The 14625-nt window shown below is 33.8% G+C and carries 15 protein-coding genes; 9 read left to right on the top strand and 6 right to left on the bottom strand.

The features are described 5' to 3' along the window. Positions 1-73 precede the first annotated feature (73 nt). Positions 74-517 (bottom strand): MarR family winged helix-turn-helix transcriptional regulator, encoded by a 444-nt coding sequence (locus tag KO527_RS14350; RefSeq protein WP_216040971.1) that lies wholly within the window; start codon positions 515-517, stop codon positions 74-76. An 86-nt stretch (positions 518-603) separates the two neighbouring features. Here KO527_RS14350 and hmgA point away from each other — a divergent pair, with 86 nt between their 5' ends. Together hmgA and maiA are read left to right on the top strand one after the other, a co-directional pair. After that, entirely contained in the window at positions 604-1932 is a 1329-nt protein-coding gene (hmgA, locus tag KO527_RS14345; protein WP_216040970.1) for a homogentisate 1,2-dioxygenase, read from the top strand. Beyond that, the gene (maiA, locus tag KO527_RS14340; RefSeq protein ID WP_216040969.1) at positions 1932-2573 is read left to right on the top strand and encodes a maleylacetoacetate isomerase; all 642 of its coding nucleotides are present in this window, start codon (positions 1932-1934) and stop codon (positions 2571-2573) included. The genes hmgA and maiA overlap by 1 nt, the downstream gene beginning before the upstream one ends. A gap of 74 nt (positions 2574-2647) precedes the next feature. Here maiA and KO527_RS14335 read toward each other — a convergent pair whose 3' ends face one another. After that, positions 2648-2881, bottom strand: a complete 234-nt coding sequence (locus KO527_RS14335; protein ID WP_216040968.1) for a TIGR02647 family protein — start codon at positions 2879-2881, stop codon at positions 2648-2650. Positions 2882-3163: 282 nt separating this feature from the next. On the opposite strand from KO527_RS14335, the gene KO527_RS14330 reads away from it, so the two are divergent. The 4 genes from KO527_RS14330 to KO527_RS14315 all read left to right on the top strand — a co-directional run bounded on the left by KO527_RS14330 (position 3164) and on the right by KO527_RS14315 (position 9567). Beyond that, positions 3164-4900 carry a DUF4856 domain-containing protein gene (locus KO527_RS14330; RefSeq protein WP_216040967.1) on the top strand — a complete coding sequence of 579 codons (1737 nt, stop codon included), beginning with the start codon at positions 3164-3166 and terminating at the stop codon, positions 4898-4900. 88 nt (positions 4901-4988) lie between these two features. Then, on the top strand, positions 4989-6269 hold the full coding sequence (locus KO527_RS14325; RefSeq protein WP_216040966.1) for an imelysin family protein: 1281 nt from the start codon (positions 4989-4991) through the stop codon (positions 6267-6269). 15 nt (positions 6270-6284) lie between these two features. Then, on the top strand, positions 6285-8468 hold the full coding sequence (locus KO527_RS14320) for a TonB-dependent receptor (RefSeq protein ID WP_216040965.1): 2184 nt from the start codon (positions 6285-6287) through the stop codon (positions 8466-8468). Positions 8469-8616: 148 nt separating this feature from the next. Further along, positions 8617-9567 carry a sterol desaturase family protein gene (locus KO527_RS14315; protein ID WP_216040964.1) on the top strand — a complete coding sequence of 317 codons (951 nt, stop codon included), beginning with the start codon at positions 8617-8619 and terminating at the stop codon, positions 9565-9567. Between the two features lie 2 nt (positions 9568-9569). Here the strand turns inward: KO527_RS14315 and KO527_RS14310 are convergent, their stop codons facing one another. The 3 genes from KO527_RS14310 to KO527_RS14300 all read right to left on the bottom strand — a co-directional run bounded on the left by KO527_RS14310 (position 9570) and on the right by KO527_RS14300 (position 10864). After that, complete coding sequence (locus KO527_RS14310; protein WP_216040963.1) at positions 9570-9941, bottom strand: response regulator; 372 nt, start codon at positions 9939-9941, stop codon at positions 9570-9572. Positions 9942-10036: 95 nt separating this feature from the next. Next, positions 10037-10282, bottom strand: a complete 246-nt coding sequence (locus tag KO527_RS14305; protein ID WP_216040962.1) for a DUF2375 family protein — start codon at positions 10280-10282, stop codon at positions 10037-10039. 105 nt (positions 10283-10387) lie between these two features. Continuing rightward, positions 10388-10864 (bottom strand): sulfur transferase domain-containing protein, encoded by a 477-nt coding sequence (locus KO527_RS14300; RefSeq protein WP_216040961.1) that lies wholly within the window; start codon positions 10862-10864, stop codon positions 10388-10390. Positions 10865-11054: 190 nt separating this feature from the next. Here KO527_RS14300 and KO527_RS14295 point away from each other — a divergent pair, with 190 nt between their 5' ends. The 3 genes from KO527_RS14295 to KO527_RS14285 all read left to right on the top strand — a co-directional run bounded on the left by KO527_RS14295 (position 11055) and on the right by KO527_RS14285 (position 13981). Then, positions 11055-12230, top strand: coding sequence for a porin (locus tag KO527_RS14295; protein ID WP_216040960.1), 1176 nt, complete (start codon positions 11055-11057; stop codon positions 12228-12230). 9 nt (positions 12231-12239) lie between these two features. Continuing rightward, entirely contained in the window at positions 12240-12650 is a 411-nt protein-coding gene (locus KO527_RS14290) for a phosphate ABC transporter substrate-binding protein (protein ID WP_216040959.1), read from the top strand. Positions 12651-12772: 122 nt separating this feature from the next. Next, positions 12773-13981 carry a hypothetical protein gene (locus KO527_RS14285; protein WP_216040958.1) on the top strand — a complete coding sequence of 403 codons (1209 nt, stop codon included), beginning with the start codon at positions 12773-12775 and terminating at the stop codon, positions 13979-13981. A gap of 48 nt (positions 13982-14029) precedes the next feature. Here the strand turns inward: KO527_RS14285 and KO527_RS14280 are convergent, their stop codons facing one another. After that, positions 14030-14563, bottom strand: a complete 534-nt coding sequence (locus tag KO527_RS14280) for a thioesterase family protein (protein WP_216040957.1) — start codon at positions 14561-14563, stop codon at positions 14030-14032. Between the last annotated feature and the right edge of the window lie 62 nt (positions 14564-14625).

The following is a 14625-nucleotide window of genomic DNA, read 5'->3' as shown; positions in this document are numbered from 1 at the left end:
AAATATAAAACAGCCCTCATTTGAGGGCTGTTTTTTTTTGTATTCTTTATTAACGGATACAAAAATCGTTAATTTAACTTTTTACTTTATTATCTAGCTTAGCTAAAACCGACATAAAACATTCATATTCTTCATCTGAAATGCCTGATTTTAAATGACTTTCCCAAGTTAACGCTTTAGGCGCTATTTCATAATATAACTCTTTACCTTCTTCGGTAAGGGCTACAAAATATGCGCGTTTGTCATCTTTGTTCACTCGTTTTTCTAAATAGCCCCTATTTAACATAATTTGAATGGCCCGGGATACTGTTGATTTATCCATTGAGGCAAGATTGCCTAAATTTTTGGCTGTTACAAAATCATTCTCAAATAGATTTACTAAAATTCGCCATTGCGCAATGCTTATTCCATACTCAAGCGAATAAACTGCAGAAAATGCTTCACTGATATTATTTGATAAGTTTGCGATACGGTACGGTAAAAATGACTCTAATTTAATCGTTTTTTCTGCTGTCATAAAATCTACTCAAATATAATTATTGCAAATACTCTCACGTGAGAGTATTTTTATAAAGCTTATTTCTAAACGTCGAGCTTAAAATCATGACTTTAATAAAAACAGAACCACAAAACCTAAAATATATGACTGGTTTTGGCAATGAATTTGAAACTGAAGCACTTGAAGGTGCGCTACCCGTTGGGCAATTTAGTCCACAAAAAGTAAAATACGATTTGTATGCTGAGCAATTTAATATTACGGCTTTCACAGCGCCGCGCTCTCATAATCTCAGAAATTGGTTTTATAGGATCCGTCCTTCTGTTGTGCAAGGTAACTATGAGCCTATTGATAATGCATTAATACGCAGTGCACCAATAACTGAAATCCCTACTCCACCAGATATGTTACGTTGGGATCCGATAGAAATACCGACAGTTAAAACTGACTTTATTGATGGTTTAATTACAATGGCTGCAAATGGTAGTGTAAATGCACAAACAGGTATCGGAATTCATATCTATGTCGCAAATGCGTCAATGGATGGTCGCTATTTTTGCAATGCCGATGGTGAGCTTTTATTTGTACCACAGGATGGACAGATAATTTTACATACTGAATGTGGTAAGTTAGATATTAAAGCAGGTGAAATTGCAGTGATCCCAAGAGGGATTAAATTTAGCGTTGAGTTGTTAACTGATAATGCACGTGGTTATATTTGTGAAAACTATGGTAATGCATATGAATTGGCAGAGCGTGGCCCTGTAGGTGCAAATGGTTATGCTAACGACAGAGATTTTCAGTATCCTGTCGCATCCTTTGAAGATAAAGAAGGTGATTTTGAGCTTATTACTAAATTTAACGGTAATATGTTTCGCTGTGATATAAAACACTCTCCTTTAGATGTTGTCGCTTGGACAGGCAATGCAGGACCATATAAGTATGACTTATCTCGTTTCAATGTGATGAACACTGTTAGCTTTGATCACCCAGATCCTTCAATATTCACAGTACTCACATCTCCATCTGGTACACCAGGCGTTGCTAATATAGATTTTGTCGTATTCCCGCCTCGTTGGATGGTAGCAGAAAATACATTTAGACCACCGTACTACCATAGAAACATCATGAGTGAGTTTATGGGATTAATAGAAGGTGTATATGACGCAAAAGAACATGGATTTGTACCAGGCGGTGCAAGTTTACATAATTGCATGTCACCTCACGGGCCTGAAGCTGAAGTTTTTGAAAAAGCATCAAACGCTGAGTTAGCACCGCAAAGATATGAAAATACTTTAGCCTTTATGTTTGAGTCAAAATTTATTATCTCGCCAACTAAATTTGCACTACAAGGTGAAACGCGTCAGCCAAATTATCAAGACTGCTGGCGTGAAATTAAAAAATACTACAAAGCCCCTACCTCGGAGCAAAAATAATGAAACTATATACTTATTTTAGGTCGTCAGCGGCATACAGAGTCCGCATTGCTTTAAATTTAAAAGGTTTAAAACATGAGCTTGTGCTTGTTAATTTATTAAAGTCGGCTCAAAACGGACAAGATTATTTAGAAGTTAATCCTCAAGGCCTTTTACCTGCACTTGCAACTGAGAAAGGCAATATAGGCCAGTCTCTTGCAATTTTAGAATGGCTTGAAGCTGAGCACCCTGAAGCTCCAATTTTACCTGGCGATCATTGGAACCAAGCTCAAATTCGAAATTTAAGCTATGCCATTGCCTGTGATATTCACCCGATTGATAATTTGCGTGTTTTAAAATATTTATCGTCAGAATTAAAAGTAACGGACGAACAAAAAACGACTTGGTATAAACATTGGGTTGAAGTTGGGTTTAAGAAAATTGAAACTATGCTTGAGCAGTCTGATTTGTATCAAGGTCAATTTTGTTGTGGTGACACTCCTACTCTTGCAGATATTAACTTAGTACCACAAGTGTTTAATGCATTAAGATTCAAAGTAGATATGTCTGCCTATCCAAAAATCGCTTCGGTTTACGCGCTATGTAATCAAATGACCGCGTTCATTGATGCTGCACCGGAAAATCAGTTAGATGCAACTTAGTTAGCCTAATGATAATAATGCCCTCTTATTATATTGGGCATTATTTAATATGATGGTTTTTAATACTTTATATCTTATGATTTCAAAGCTGATTGTAACGTTTGTGCGTGCTCTGCTAGATCTAAGCCTAAGTCTGTTAGGTATCCGCCATCTTTTTGATCAATAATTCCTTTTTCAAATAAACGTTTTGCTGCTTCCACAAGAGCAGGCTCTGCATCTTGATGAACTTTAAGGCCTTGCATCATACTATCCATTGGAAACTTCAGAATTAAATCAAGTTCTTCACACATATGTTGACTAAATTGCATATATTCACACCTTAACTATTTTTATTGTCAGCTAAAACATAGCCTGTTGTTGTCCTAATTTAAAGTATTAATTGCATAAAAATTGATTTAAACCATGATATTGCAAAAAAGTTAATTTTTTATATGTTAATCGGTGTAATCTAAACTAAACTCAAACCTTGATATAAATCACATTATTATTAAAAATGTTAAATTTATTGCAAATGATATTGATTATCATTGGTATACCTATATAATACGCCCCATAAAAATTAAATACTTCAATAGAATCAAGGGTTATCTATGTTTAATATGCGTAAATCTATTTTGGCAACAGCTATTTTAGCTGGTACTTTAGGCCTTACAGCTTGTGGTGGTTCTAGCGACAGCAAAGAAAAACCGGTTGAGCCAGTAAATACAGCACCTACTGATATTACATTATCAGCAAATTCAGTTTCAGAAAATGCAATAGCTGCTGAAGTCGGAACTCTGACTGCAACTGATTCAGACTCAGGTGATACTTTTACTTTCTCTACTTCTGATGAAAGATTTGAAATCTCTGGAACAAGTCTTAAATTAAAAGCTGATACATCAATAGATTTTGAAAAAGAAACTTCTGTTACTGTAAAAGTATCTGTATCTGATAGCGCAAATAATACATTTGAAAAAGATCTTACTATTGAAGTAACAGACTTACTTGATTTTTACGGATTTACAAGTCGATTTGAAGATGGTGAATCAACAGTTTCATATTCTGGCCAAATCGCACGTCATGTTTTAATAAAAGAAATATATAATTACATTGGTTCTGATAAGTTTGTAACTGATGCACAAACATTAGATAAAGCGGGTCTACAAACTGAACTAGATAAAATTTATCGCGTAACTAGCGATGATTACGCTTCAGTTTGGGAAGATCGTTTATTAACAGTAACAACTAACCCTACAGCTAAGCAAACTAGCTTATTAGATATTTCAAGCTCACATAAAAACATAGTAGGTAAGCTTGCTGGTAATGATAGTAAAGGTCAGCATAAAGACTGGACTGATGGCACAAGTTTTAAAGGTTGGGATGGTTTAACAAATAATACACCAGAAGGTTTAGTTGATGAATTATTTGACCAATTAACAGATCGTGCTTTAATTGCTGGTGGTGCTTCAACACCAAATGGATTAGAAATTGACACAATTTATGTTACAGCAGATGGTGTTGACCTTAAACAACTTATTCAAAAGTTCCTATTAGGTGCTGTTGCTTTCTCACAAGGCGCAGATGACTACCTAGATAATGATTATGAAGGTAAAGGTCTATTAACTGATAACGTAAACCAACTTGATGGTAAAACTTATACAAACCTTGAGCATCAGTGGGATGAAGGTTTTGGTTATTTCGGTGCAGCACGTGATTATTTAAATTACACTGATACAGAAATTGCTGGCAAAGTTTCAGATGAAGATGGTCGTTCTGATTGGAATGGAAAACACGATACAAACGCTGATGATTTAATTGATTTAAAAGCTGAATTTAACTTTGGTAATTCTACAAATGCAGCTAAACGTGACCGTGGCGCAACTGTTGCAACTGATTTAACAAAAGAAGCTATGGATGCTTTCTTAGCTGGCCGTAATTTAATTGCTACAACGCATGAAGCCTTTACTGATGAACAAGCTGCTGAACTTAAGGGTTATGCTAAAACAGCAACTATTGCATGGGAAAAATCAATTTCTGCAACAGTTGTTCATTACATCAATGATCTAATAGCAGACTTAGACAAATTAAAAGGTGAATACTCAGTAAGTGATTTCACGACTATGGCTAAACATTTTTCTGAGATGAAAGGATTTGCATTAAATCTACAGTTTAACCCTGAGTCGCCAATGACTTCTGCACAATTTGCTGAAGTTAATACATTATTAGGTAACAAACCTGTAATTGTGGGTGAAGCTGAGATTTTAGAGTATCAAACACAATTACTTGAAGCGCGTAATATTTTACAAGCTGCATATGATTTTGATGCTGACAATGTTCAAAATTGGTAGTCACTAATATATTTTAATACAAAAGGTTAGTCTCTTTGAGTCTGACCTTTTGTTGTATTAATAAACCTTGAAAAGTAAGGGGTAAAACATGGCTAAAATTTTTAAGCCATTAGTTCTTGTAAGTGCGCTATCTTTAGTATTATCTGGCTGTGGTGAAAGTACGAGTAGTAACAGTGGACCAGGTTTTGGTGACGGTGGTGGTACTGTTCCAGTTAATTTTGATGAAGCAAAATTGATTGCAAATCTGACTGATAACGTGATTACACCTACATTTGAAGAATTTGTAAACCAAACAAACCTGCAAAAGACAGCATTAACTACATACTGTAATTTAGAATCAAGTTTTGATCCTACAATGGGTGACGCTTCAGCTCAAGCACAAGTAGAAAATGCAAAAAAAGCAGCGCAACTAGCTTGGATGAATACAGCTTCTGTTTGGCAACAAGCAGAGTTAATGCAATTAGGTCCGTTATCTGCTGATGATGGCGAATTAAGAAATAGAATATATTCTTGGCCATCAGTCAGTAAATGTAATGTTGACCAAGATGTGGCATATTTTGAAGATGGCATGATTAATAATGACCCAAGCCGCCCCTACGACATAAGCAAACGAGTAGCAACCCGTCGCGGTATAGTCGCCATTGAGCATTTATTATTTAGTACAGATTTAAATCACAATTGTTCTTCTAGCGCAGCAGGAGATGCATTGTCTGATTGGAATACAAGAACGGATCAAGAACGTAAAGTTGCTCGCTGTGAATTTTCAGTTGCTGCAGGTGAAGATTTAACAAATAACGGTAATGAATTATTAGGTGAATGGACTGGCGAGAACGGTTATGCAAATGAACTAAAAAATGCAGGTCAGCCTGGTAATAGCTTTGAATCTACTCATAAAGCAGTCAATCTAATCTCAGATGCTATGTTTTATACCGATTCAATCGTAAAAGATAAAAAATTAGGTGTGCCATTAGGTAAGTTTGCTAATTCTTGTGGTTTTGAAGTATGTGCTGAAGATGTGGAATCATTTGATTCTGGCTATTCATTAGAAAATATAAAAGCGAACTTAGTTGCATTTGAAAAATTATTTTTAGGTAATTTGCAAGGTGAAGACGCTAAAACTGGTTTTGATGATTTTTTAGTAGAAGAAGGCGCTTCTGATACTAAAGATATTATGATTCAGGGGATCAATGATGCAAAAAATGCAGTAGCACAAATTGACTCAGAGTTAAAAACTGCATTAATTTCTGAAAATGAAAAAGTTGAACATGCACACGCGAAGGTAAAGGATATTACGGATCAACTTAAAAATGATTTTATCAATAAACTCGCTTTAGAGCTGCCAAAATCTTCAGCTGGCGACAACGATTAATCAAAGGTATCCAAAATGAAAAAAACATTATTAGCATTATCAGTCGCAACCTTAATTAATCCGCTTGCTGCAATTGCTGGCGATACAACAGATGATGTAAAGAATAAAGCAATAGAACATATGCAGATTCTAAGTCATGGTGATAAGTTAAGAACTGAATCTGGATCTTCAACTTTATTAACAGAGCTTGAACTTGAAAAACATGAGTATGATGATATCCATCGAATATTAGCATCAGTGCCAGGTGTAAATATTCGTGAAGAAGACGGATTTGGTTTAAGGCCTAATATCGGTTTTCGTGGTGTCAATCCGGAACGTAGTAAAAAAATTACAATACTAGAAGATGGTATTTTAATTGGCCCGGCGCCCTACTCAGCCCCTGCTGCTTATTACTTTCCAATTACGACGCGTATGACAGCGGTAGAAGTATTTAAAGGCCCATCTGCAATTAAACATGGTCCGCAAACTGTTGCGGGCACTTTAAATTTAGTGACCAGACAAATACCCATTCATAATGAAGGCGGATTAGATTTAGCTCTAGGTACTGAAGGTTATGCTAAGGCGCATGCCTACTTTGGTGAAACTCATGATAATTTAGGTACTTTATTTGAAGCCGTTCATTTAGAGGCTGATGGTTTTAAAGATTTAGATGGTGGTGGCAATACTGGTTTTGAAAAAAATGACTTTTTAGTCAAAGTTAATTACTTGATAGCGGGTAAGAAGTTTGATCAAACGGTTGAGCTTAAATTATCTTACGCAGATGAAATATCAAATGAGACATACCTTGGTTTAACTGATGAAGATTTCGAAATAAATCCATATCGCAGATATGCAGCTAGTCAGCCAGCAAAAATGGATACAGAACATAAACAAGTTATGTTTACTCATAATATTCATAATGATGACTTTAGTTTTACTACGCGTATTTACAGAAATGAATATCAAAGAGCATGGAAAAAGCTAAATGGTTTAACAAATACTGAAGCTAGCCTATCTGAGATACTTGCTGATCCAGACACATTTCAGCGTCAGTACCAAGTTATTTCTGGTGGCCAAAACTCAGTATTCAGTGGGGAAACTACAACCCATTTAATTATGGGCACTAATGATAGATCTTATGTGTCACAAGGGATTCAATTTAACGCTGATTACGCTGTTAAACTTTTTGATTTAGAGCATGACATATCTGTTGGTGTACGTTTGCATGAAGATGAGATAAACCGTAGTCACTTTGAAGAGATCTACAGTATGCAAGATGGTACGGCAGTGTTTAATGAAGGTTCTGCTTATGATACTTCACATAATATTGAGTCAACTAAAGCCCTTTCTATTTATGTAGAAGACAGCATCACAATAGATAAGTTAACTTTATCTGCAGGTTTACGTAGTGAGTATATGGATATGCACTACAATGACAAAGTTAAAACAGATGATTGGCAAGACAAAACGACCAGTATTTTATTACCTGGATTAAGTGGCTTTTATAAACTATCTGAAAATGCAGGTTTATTAGCAGGTGTTTATCAAGGTTTCTCTCCTAGCAGCCCAAAACAAGGCTCTGAAATTGAAGTAGAAAAAAGTATAAACTATGAATTTGGTGGTCGTTATAATAAAGATGACCTTAAAGTTGAAGTAGTTAGTTTCTACAATGATTATAGTAATTTAAAAGGGAGTTGTTCGCAGTCTAATTGTCCGGATAATAATAATATTGACTTAGAGTATAATGCAGGCGAAGTCATTGTTTACGGACTTGAAAGTCAAATAAGCCAAAGCTTTAGCTTTAATTCAGCTTTTGATTTACCCGTTAGTTTAGTGCATACCTATACTCGCAGTGAGTTCCAAGAAACATTTGAGTCTGATTACTGGGGGGACGTCGAAGCAGGTTATGAATTACCCGATTTACCAGAACATCAAACAACGCTTAATTTAGGCGTTGACGCAAATGATTGGCAGTTCAATCTTGCAATCAAGTACGTTGGATCTATGTTAGATCAAGGTGGCGATCGTGATGTACACTCTCAAACAGATAGCTCGACAATACTTGATGTTTCAGCTAGTTATGAGTTAGGTGACTATGGTCGTATCTATGGTAAAATTGATAACTTAACTGATGAGGCACATATTGTAAGTCGAAAACCTTATGGTTCTCGTCCTGGCAAACCTAGATTAATGTCTATTGGCTACAAGTATCAATTCTAATGTTGATTATGTATTAGAATCTGTAAAAAGACAGCTTAAGCTGTCTTTTTACTTATCTATGATTTTGTATTATTTAGATTGATATAAATTAACAAATAGCAAAGCTATATATATTATAGTGTTGTTTTTAAATAAAACTGAGAGAGTTGTGTTAGATATTCTATCAAAAAGTTTATTGGAGCTACCTTTATATTTTACTGATGCAAATAAACGCATATTTGGTATTTATTTAATTTCAGCAATTGCATTGTCACTTCCGGTCTTTATTAAAGTTTCTAATACCAAATCTTTACCTGCGTTTTTTAAATTTCTATTTCCAAAAAATATTTGGTTACATGAAAGTGCAATTCAAGATTATAAACTCTGGATTTTAAACAAAGTATTAAAAGCATTTTTATTTGGGCCGATAGTGTTAACGATGGTACCAATAGCACTCGGTTTATCTAGTTTTTTAGAAATAAGTTTTGGAAATTTTGAACCTTTTGTTTTAGCACATTGGCAAATAATCGCTATTTTTACCACAGCTTTATTTTTAGTTGATGATTTTACACGTTTTTTATTACATTGGATTTTGCATAAAGTGCCTTTTTTATGGGAATTTCACAAGGTTCACCACTCTGCTAAAGTATTAACACCTTTTACCATATATCGTTCACACCCAGTCGAAAGCTATCTATATGCGTGTAGAATGGCGATAGTTCAAGGAATAGTTGTTGGCGTTGGCTATTATTTATTTGGTGCTACATTAAGCATGTATGATGTTTTAGGCGCGAATTTATTTGTATTTATTTTTAACTTATTTGGCTCTAATTTAAGACATTCGCATGTTTGGTTAAGCTGGGGTGATACATTAGAATCTGTGTTTATCAGCCCTGCTCAACATCAAGTACATCATAGTAATAATCCAATTCATTTTGACCGAAACTTGGGTTCAGCACTTGCTATTTGGGATCGTTTATTTGGTACGCTGATAAAAGCATCAGCTGCAGGAAAAATATCTATAGGCGTAGGTAAATATGATGCTGGTCATGACAGTATTGTATCTATTTATTTAAAACCTTTTTCTAAGGCATTTAAGTCATTAAAAATAAATAAATAAATTTAAACAATACACTTGTCAATCTTATGAATTTGCTTTTCCAATGTATTGTAATTAAATGGCTTTACAATAAAACCAGTAACTTTTGCTGCTATGATTTCTTTTACTTTACTACATTCATCTTCACTGGATATCATTAATACAGGAATTTTTGATAACTCAGATTCCGAGCGGACTTTTTCTAGCAATTGTTTGCCATCTAATTTTGGCATATGTAAATCTGTGATTAGTAAATCGTAGTGATTTTTATGCAATAGCGATAAAGCTTGCAAACCATCAATAGCTTCATCGCAATCTACATGGCCTAAATCACGTAGCATATGTAATAAAACATGACGCATAGTAGTCATGTCATCTACAACTAAGATCTTCATATTCGACAAATCCTTTTGCGTACATAATTGCCATTAACTGTAGTTTAGTTATCTTTTTTTGCAAATTTATAATAGATTAAATAGGTATGGGTTAATTATGCTGTTTGAACACTAAAAGGTTCAGCCCTATCACCCATTTTATTTAAGACATTAACAGCGCCCTCACAGATTGCAATAATTGATTTTCTGTTACGATATTTATTAGGTATGTTAACTCTACCATTATTAATTTGAGGCAAATATTTTGTTTCATATTTTAATTCAAGCGAATTACCATCATAAAATATAATGGTAAATTCTTTTAAGTTACTTACTTTTTTCAATGCTATTAATCTATTCATACCCTTCGAAATATAATTAAAATAATATCAGATATAGATTATTTAAATTTGTAACCCGATTTTATGACTGAACACCTTGCATGATAATTTTAATAACATTTAAGACTATTTAGTTTTCAAAATCATAGAGCTAACCTTCGGTTTTAATCGTGTTAAGCCAGTAGTTTCACCTATTTTCAAGGCTTCATCTGCTGTATTATTTTTAACAAAATATGCATCAAGTGCAAACATAGCTCCTACTCTGTTACCACTTGCGCAATGTACTAATGTTTTTTTATTTGATAATAGTTTGCTAAAGGCTTTAATTTTATTTTGGTTCAAATCTTCCACACCATTAATTTCTAAATTAATGTAAGCCATACCAAGAGATTCAACAATTTCTTTTTCGTTATAAACTTTAAACTCTCCTTTAGTTCTTAAATTTATGACTTGTTTAATACCTTGTTTAGCGAGTAACTCAAGATCAGATATACTAGGTTGGCCTCCAGTAATATAGTTTTCTTGATACGAACTTGCATTTTTTAGTGAAATATCTTTAATATTTAGTGAATTATGTGCAAATGATTCAAATGTAATAATCAATAATCAATAATACAGATAGCATTAATTTTTTTAATAACATGACTAGTCATTCTTTTATTTTTATTGTTCTAATTATAAATGAGTTAAATAAATTTTACTTCTCAATAACTAAATCAAAAATATGAATATTCGCGTATTTTTGTTTCTTTAACTAACCTTGTAGAGACTATAGTCTCTGGAGATTACATTAATGAAACAATTTTATGCTTATATTTTTGTATTAATATTACTGATGCTTAGTTTTGGCGCATTATCTGAAGTCAGAATTAATGGGTTTGCCTCTATTGTTGCCGGTCAAGATACAGATAGTAAAGGTTTTGCTAACTCTCCTTATACCGATGAAATAGACTTTAAACCAGAAAGCAAATTTGCCTTACAAGTCAGTGCTGATTTATCACAAGGGCTCAGTGCAACGGCACAGATTATTGCAAGAGGTTCAAATGACTTTGATGCCCAATTTGAATGGGCATATTTAAGTTATGATTTGAATGACAATCATACAATTCGAGCCGGAAAGCTTAGATTACCGTTTTATAAATATTCTGATTACTTAGATGTCGGTTATGCTTATCCTTGGATCCGTCCTCCTCGTGCTATGTATAGCCTTACCTTTAGCACCTATGAAGGCTTAAGTCTTTTAAGTAATTTCTCTTTAAGTGATTGGGATATCGCTTCAAATTTAATTTATGGTAATTTAGACGATACATTTTTTGCCACAACCAATCCGACAGAAGGAAAGCTTAAGGATATTTATGGAATCAATATACAGGCAAGTAAAGACTGGTTTAGTGCTTATATAGCCTATGTTGGAACGGATGTTTATATTCCGACATCAAGCATAGAAGGTGCAGCCCAAATAGTTGAGTTAATAGCTCCTAGTCGAGGAACTGAAATAAGCTTAGATTATGATTATGGTGATTTTTTAGGTTTAGGGTTTACGGTAGACTATGATAATTGGTTGTTGAACACTGAATGGTCAACCGTTGCCATTGAAGAAAGTCTAACACTAGATACCGAGCAGTGGTATGTTAGTTTAGCCTATAGATTTGATTCGATTATGCCATATATATCTTATCAAGAAACTGAAAGTAAGAGAAAAACACTATCTATTTCAGATGCTTTGATACCGGAACAAATTGTACCCACTGAGCCAACTTTAAATAATTTTTTACAAAGTGCTTTAGATGGACAAATGTTTGAATATAATGCCTATACTATAGGGGTTAAGTATGATTTTCATGCAAGTGCAGCACTAAAGTTTGAATATAACAGGTTTAACGATATTGTCGATATAGGAAGTTTAGGCAGCTTTGAAAACCCAGAGAGCTCAGGTAATTTTTCTGTCGCTGTCGATTTAGTTTTTTAGGGGATTATAATGAAACTTAAATTATGTGTCATGTCATTAATTTTCTGTAGTCATTTTGTACTTGCTGATATTGCAGTTATTGTGCATCCTTCAAATAGTAACGCTATGGATGCATCTGCAATATCTCGGCTATTTCTTGGGAAATCAAAAAAATTTCCGGATGGTTCGGTTGCTATACCCTTGAATCAAATTGAGGCAAGTAGTGCTACAGGACAATTTAATTCAAAGGTGCTTAAAAAATCATCAAGCCAACTAAAAGCATATTGGTCTAAACTGGTATTTACAGGTAAAGGTTCTCCACCAAAAAGTGTAGATAATAACGTCGCAGTCATAGACCTTGTTGCTTCCAACCCTAACATTATAGGCTACGTTGATTCGAGTGCTATTACCGATAAAGTGAAAGTACTGACAACATTTTAAAGCTATTTAACCAGCAATTATAATCAGTGTATCATTATTATTAAACATTAATTATCCTAGAGTAGTTAACACAAGGTTGTTGGTATACAATATACTAACAACTTTAAGCTTTGTAAGTTAACATGATAACTATAGATAAAATTGCTGAACAATATGTGAAGCTATCTCTTAAAATAGGTCAACATAGTGAATACTACGTTGATGCTTATTATGGCCCTGCTGATTGGCAGCCTAAGCAAAGTAAAACCGATTTAAATACGCTTTACAAAGATGCCTGTGAGCTCATAAACGATATCGACAAGATAATTACCAATAACACATCTCGCCGTGTGCATTATCTATATGTACATATAAAAGCAAGTGCGACTTATATAAACAAGTTATTAGGCAATGAATTAAAGTTTGTAGATGAGTGTGCTGCTTTATATGATGTTGTACCACCCACTTTTGATACTCAGCATTTTGATGTCATTTTAAAAGAACTAGACAATTTAGTACCCGGTACAGGTGATTTGAATACCCGGATTAATGACTACCGCCAAGAATTTGTTATACCTGTTGACAGGCTTGATGCTGTTTTTAATGCTGCTATTGATGAAGCAAGAAAGCGCACACTTAATTTTATTGATATTCCATCAAATGAAAATTTCAATGTTGAATTAGTTAATGATCAAGTTTGGAGTGCTTATAATTGGTATAAAGGTAACAGCTACAGCTTAATACAACTCAATACTGATCATCCAATTTTTATTGATCGTGTAATAGATTTGGCAGCACACGAAGGCTATCCTGGACACCACATTTTTAATGTATTAATTGAAAAACATTTAGTGAATGAGAATGGCTGGATGGAATACTCTATCTACAATCTATTCTCACCTTCTTCTTTATTAGCTGAAGGTAGTGCTAATTATGGCATTGAAGTGGCATTTCCAACTAAAGAAAGGTTGCAGTTTGAGCAATCGGTATTGTTTCCATTAGCTGAAATAAACCCTGAAAAAGCAAAACTATATTACGATATACAAGCCGTTTTACATAAATTATCTTATGTTGATAATATGGTTGCACAAAAATATTTAGATAATGAAATAACTGCAGATGAAGCTGTTAAATTATTGATGAAGTATGCACTGAGTAGTGAAGAACGTTCGAAACAAAGGCTTAAATTTATTGAATATAATCGCTCATATGTTATTAACTATAACTATGGGCAAGACTTAGTTAAAGTTTATTTAGCCAACCAAGTTACAAATTCAAGCCATGATGAGCTTTGGCGTGTGTTTACTGAACTATTATCTGAGCCTAGAACAGGTTCAATGATGCAAGTTTGAAATTGAGTGTTTAAGGACTATTTTTTATAGTCCTTAAACATATAGCTGCTAACTATGATGCTTTTTCTTAGCATCTAATAACATTTTCCAATGAATAACAGGCTCTGGTAATTCAGGAACTGGTCCTTCAAATTTTGCGACTTTTAGCAACTCATCATTTTCAATACGTTGGCCTTTATGAATAAAAACGCCACGTACATACGCTACTGCATGTAAGGTATTCTCTGATTCAAACCTTTGTTCAATGTAGTAATATTTTTCATCCCAACCTATCATTTTTGTTTTGATATCAAATTTTTGAAACGGCTTAATTTCTCGGATATAAGTGATTGAACATGCATTCATTATTGGCATCCATTTATCTTTAATAAATAAATGCAATAAACCCATTTCGGCCATCAACCAAGTTCTTGCTAGGTCCATCATAGCTAAGTATCGAGAGTTATTTAGGTGGAAGTTAATATCACAATCACTTGGTAGTGCGCGAAATGAGATCGAGCCTTCATCAAGTAAACCTATTCGGTAACTTAACTTTTTAACTTTAAATAATAAAATATAAAACAAACGAAAATATAAATTCATGAAAATACACCTTAAATAATGAATTATAATTATAGCCATCGTTTGATTGGAATAAAAACTCT

Source organism: Pseudoalteromonas sp. C2R02 (assembly GCF_018860845.1).
In the GTDB taxonomy this organism is placed as follows: domain Bacteria; phylum Pseudomonadota; class Gammaproteobacteria; order Enterobacterales; family Alteromonadaceae; genus Pseudoalteromonas.
This window is presented reverse-complemented; position numbering and strand designations above follow the sequence as displayed.